We start from the raw sequence: 3517 nt of genomic DNA, 5'->3' as shown, positions 1-3517 counted from the left end.
CAGTTCAACCTCTTTTTGAAGTGCCTTAATTCTAGATATTTCGTCTTTCGTTTCCACTTTTACTCTGGTGTTCATTAAGTCTTTACGATTGTACTTTTTAATCCACTCGTTAACAGTTGTAGGTGCGATAGAGTAGAGTTTACAAAGTTCGCTCTTTGTGTGTTTTCCGGTTGTAAGTTCGGCTAAAATTTTTAATTTAAAAGGTTCGCTGTAACGTCTAATTACTTTGTCATTTCTGTACATAATGTTTAAAATTATGTAGCCTTATTTTAGGACGGGTCAAAATGTGCCACAACGTGTTCGTGTATGATTAGTTGTGTGTGTAAGTATCTAATTTAGTAAACAAAAACGAACCAGAGAAAATTCCGGAGGAATTTTCCAAGTAGGCGAGAACCGAGCAATTAATGATACACGGTGTTGTGTGTAGTTTTTATTCATTATTCAAATTTGGGTATGGATTTTCTTCCGTTGCTTTTCTCCAAACACTTTTATCAGCTATTAATAACCTCTCTTTTAAATTAAAATCTCCCATTTTTTCTATTAAATTTTCCAGAGATTGTATTTCATCCTTTTCATTTATTATTTCTCCATTAGTTTCTCTAGCTAAAAAATAAGCAGCTCTGTAAACGTTTTCTACATTTCCTGAAGTAACTTCTAATATCAAAGGATTTTCATTAATAGGCCAAATGTCAAAGTTCAAATCAGAGTTATTTCTTGAACTCATATACAATTCAGTCCAATTTTTACTTGTCACGGGAATACTATTGCCTTCAGAATCATAATTGTATAAATCGTTTCCAAAAAAATAACTCGCAAAAATCCTGAAATCTGGTCTGTCAGAATTCACTTTTACTTTTATATTAAATTTATCTGTCATTTTAATTCAGAACTTGATTCTCAAATTACACACAACGGTCTTGTATAAAAATAGTTGCGTTTTTTGCGTGCGAGGATTTTCCGTAGGAAAATCAGATGTAGCAAAAGTGCAACGACTTTTAAAATTAGTTCTAAATATAGCAATTTTTTTTATGCGTTGTTGGCAACTGTTGCGAGACATTTGAGTAATCGCGTTTTTTTATTTCACTTAATGGATCAATTCCGAGTGAAGTCCGCAAAGTGATTCTTTTTTTTAATTCCGTTTGAGTGGCTTTTCCGAAACAGGCTAAATTCCGCAAGAGTAAATTCAGCAGCTGAGTAAATAATTCCGCAATATTTAATTCCGATTTTGAGTGATTTTTTCAGCGTAAAGTTTGGCAGAATTCCGTTTGGTATTTTTTCCGAGTTATAGTTGCCAACGGTTACGTATAAGAATAGTGCGGTTTTGTGTGCGAGGATTTTCCGCAGGAAAATCAGAAGTAGCAAAAGTGCACTGTTCTTTATTTAAACACTAATCTACGCATTATTTTTATGCGATGTTGTACAACGTATTTATTGAATCCAATCGTAATAGTTCGTCCAGCTAGATTCATTTATTTGAACTGATTTTGTTCCTTCACCATTTTTATTAAAAGTTTTAATTCCATTATTTTTACAAGCAGAAATTAGCTTTATATATAATTGTCTTTTTCTAATATTCCTTTTAAGTACGATTGCCTTTGGTTGGCAAGTTTTATAAGGCTCCATTTCATCAGGTTCGTTTCCAATCACAGAATAATAATACTTAGAAGTTATTGTGTCATTTACTTTGAAACTTTTCAAAACAATATCAATGCTGTCTTTGTACTCTTTTCTACCTTTCTTTCCTTTTTTCCATTTTATTTTATAAGGTTCTAACAAAGGTTTTGAACTATAGTCCTTGTCATTGAGTTTTCTGTGAAAGAGTTTTAAAATTATTGAGGACATATCATCCATCGGAAAAACTTTCTTTTGATAGAAATGCTTTAATAATTTAGGATTTCCATGACGAAGCCATGAATTTCTTATGAACATTCCATATCCGAAATGAGCATCAATTACAGCTTTCCTTTCGGTCTTATTCTTAAATTCTAATTTTTCTTTTTCCGATAATGAAAACTCCATATAACTCAATGCATCATTTATGTTTTTAGGTTTATAGTTTTCAGGATATTCTGGATTCGAGTTTTGTCCAAAAACTATAACATTAGAGAGAAGAAAGATGAATATTATGAGTTTGTTCTTCATATGTTGTACAACGGTTACGTATAAGAATAGTGCGGTTTTGTGTGCGAGGATTTTCCGCAGGAAAATCAGAAGTTGCAAAAATGCACTGTTCTTTGTTTAAGCACTAAACTACGCATTATTTTTATGCGATGTTGTACACAGTTTTTTTAATAAATTAATATTGTTCCATTTGGGAATTGTCCATTATAGCTACAAGGCAAATGTCCGTTTTTGTAAATTGGTATTAAATGAGAATAAAATGTCGGAATATTATATTTTTTATATGCTAATTCTTGGCAGTAACTCAAAATATCCCATTCAACAGAAGCAAATATCGAGTCAGGTAGATCTCTTTGGTTTAATTTTTCTCGGACAGTTTTAAAAATTCCGTCTTTCAAATAGTTTTTTATTCCTCCAGTAATTGTATTCCATTCAGTCGATTCATTTTTTCGCGTTCGGTTCAGAAATGAAGTCAAGTCATTTCTTTTTTCTAATTGGAAATTTTCCCATTCAATTGAGTTACACAATTCAATCGATTCTTTTAAGGAATCAATTCTTTTTAGGTTTTGTTTAGAAGAAAACTCTATTTCTTTTCCGCAATTACTAAACCAATTTATATTTTCTAAATCCGAAAAATGTTCAGGTTTAAGAGGCTTTAAATATCTCAATGGTTTATCGTATTCAATTGTCATTTTAGCACTTTGTTGGTTTTCGCAAATTGTGTACAACGGTTACGTATAAGAATAGTGCGGTTTTGTGTGCGAGGATTTTCCGCAGGAAAATCAGATGTAGCAAAAGTGCACTGTTCTTTGTTTAAGTACTAATCTACGCATTATTTTTATGCGATGTTGTAGCAAGTTATTTTTCTTTTAACTTTTCTATTTTCCGAAATTCTCTTTCACTATTAAATTTCAATAGCCAATCTTTTGGAATATAACTTTCAAAAAATCCCCATTTGTCAGATTTCAATTTAGCTTTTTTTAATTTTTTCAGAATCATATTCAGATGGTCAATATTCCAAGACCAAAATTCAATATTTCTTATTTCAGTTTTCAGCCATAAATCAAATTTTTTCAGTTCATCCCAATTTAATTCAGCTCTGAAAGTACAATTCAGACATACGAGATTCCATTTTTTTTCATAACCCGAAATGTCCATAAAATGCTCAATTCCATCAGGAACATTTTGATTGGTAGCAATGATTTTAGATTCGCATTTGTCACATTTGAGTTCAATTATTTTCGGATAATGCTTATGAGCATATCTCACATGAGTTTTTCCTCCATTGTCAATTGAACTGTTCATTTTTTTAATTTGCTACAACGGTTATGTATAAGAATAGTTGCGGGTTTGTATGCGAGGATTTTCCGAAGGAAAATCAGACGCAACAAAAGTG

At 31.3% G+C, this 3517-nt stretch carries 5 protein-coding genes; all 5 read right to left on the bottom strand.

Annotated elements, in window-relative coordinates:
• A partial coding sequence (locus AMD28_RS02105) for a transposase (RefSeq protein ID WP_055442521.1) occupies positions 1–243 on the bottom strand: 243 nt, incomplete at its 3' end.
• 187 nt (positions 244–430) lie between these two features.
• The gene (locus tag AMD28_RS02100) at positions 431–877 is read right to left on the bottom strand and encodes a hypothetical protein (protein WP_055442520.1); all 447 of its coding nucleotides are present in this window, start codon (positions 875–877) and stop codon (positions 431–433) included.
• 551 nt (positions 878–1428) lie between these two features.
• Positions 1429–2142: a DUF6794 domain-containing protein gene (locus AMD28_RS02095; RefSeq protein WP_055442519.1), complete on the bottom strand. Its 714-nt coding sequence runs from the start codon at positions 2140–2142 to the stop codon at positions 1429–1431.
• Positions 2143–2288: 146 nt separating this feature from the next.
• Positions 2289–2813 carry a hypothetical protein gene (locus tag AMD28_RS02090; RefSeq protein WP_055442518.1) on the bottom strand — a complete coding sequence of 175 codons (525 nt, stop codon included), beginning with the start codon at positions 2811–2813 and terminating at the stop codon, positions 2289–2291.
• 166 nt (positions 2814–2979) lie between these two features.
• Positions 2980–3426, bottom strand: a complete 447-nt coding sequence (locus tag AMD28_RS02085) for a hypothetical protein (RefSeq protein WP_055442517.1) — start codon at positions 3424–3426, stop codon at positions 2980–2982.
• Positions 3427–3517: the final 91 nt, after the last annotated feature.

Origin of the sequence: Lacinutrix himadriensis (genome assembly GCF_001418105.1) — a bacterium.
In the GTDB taxonomy this organism is placed as follows: Bacteria; Bacteroidota; Bacteroidia; order Flavobacteriales; family Flavobacteriaceae; genus Oceanihabitans; species Oceanihabitans himadriense.
Note: the sequence above shows the minus strand (reverse complement) of the source record. Positions and strands in the feature narration are given on the sequence as shown.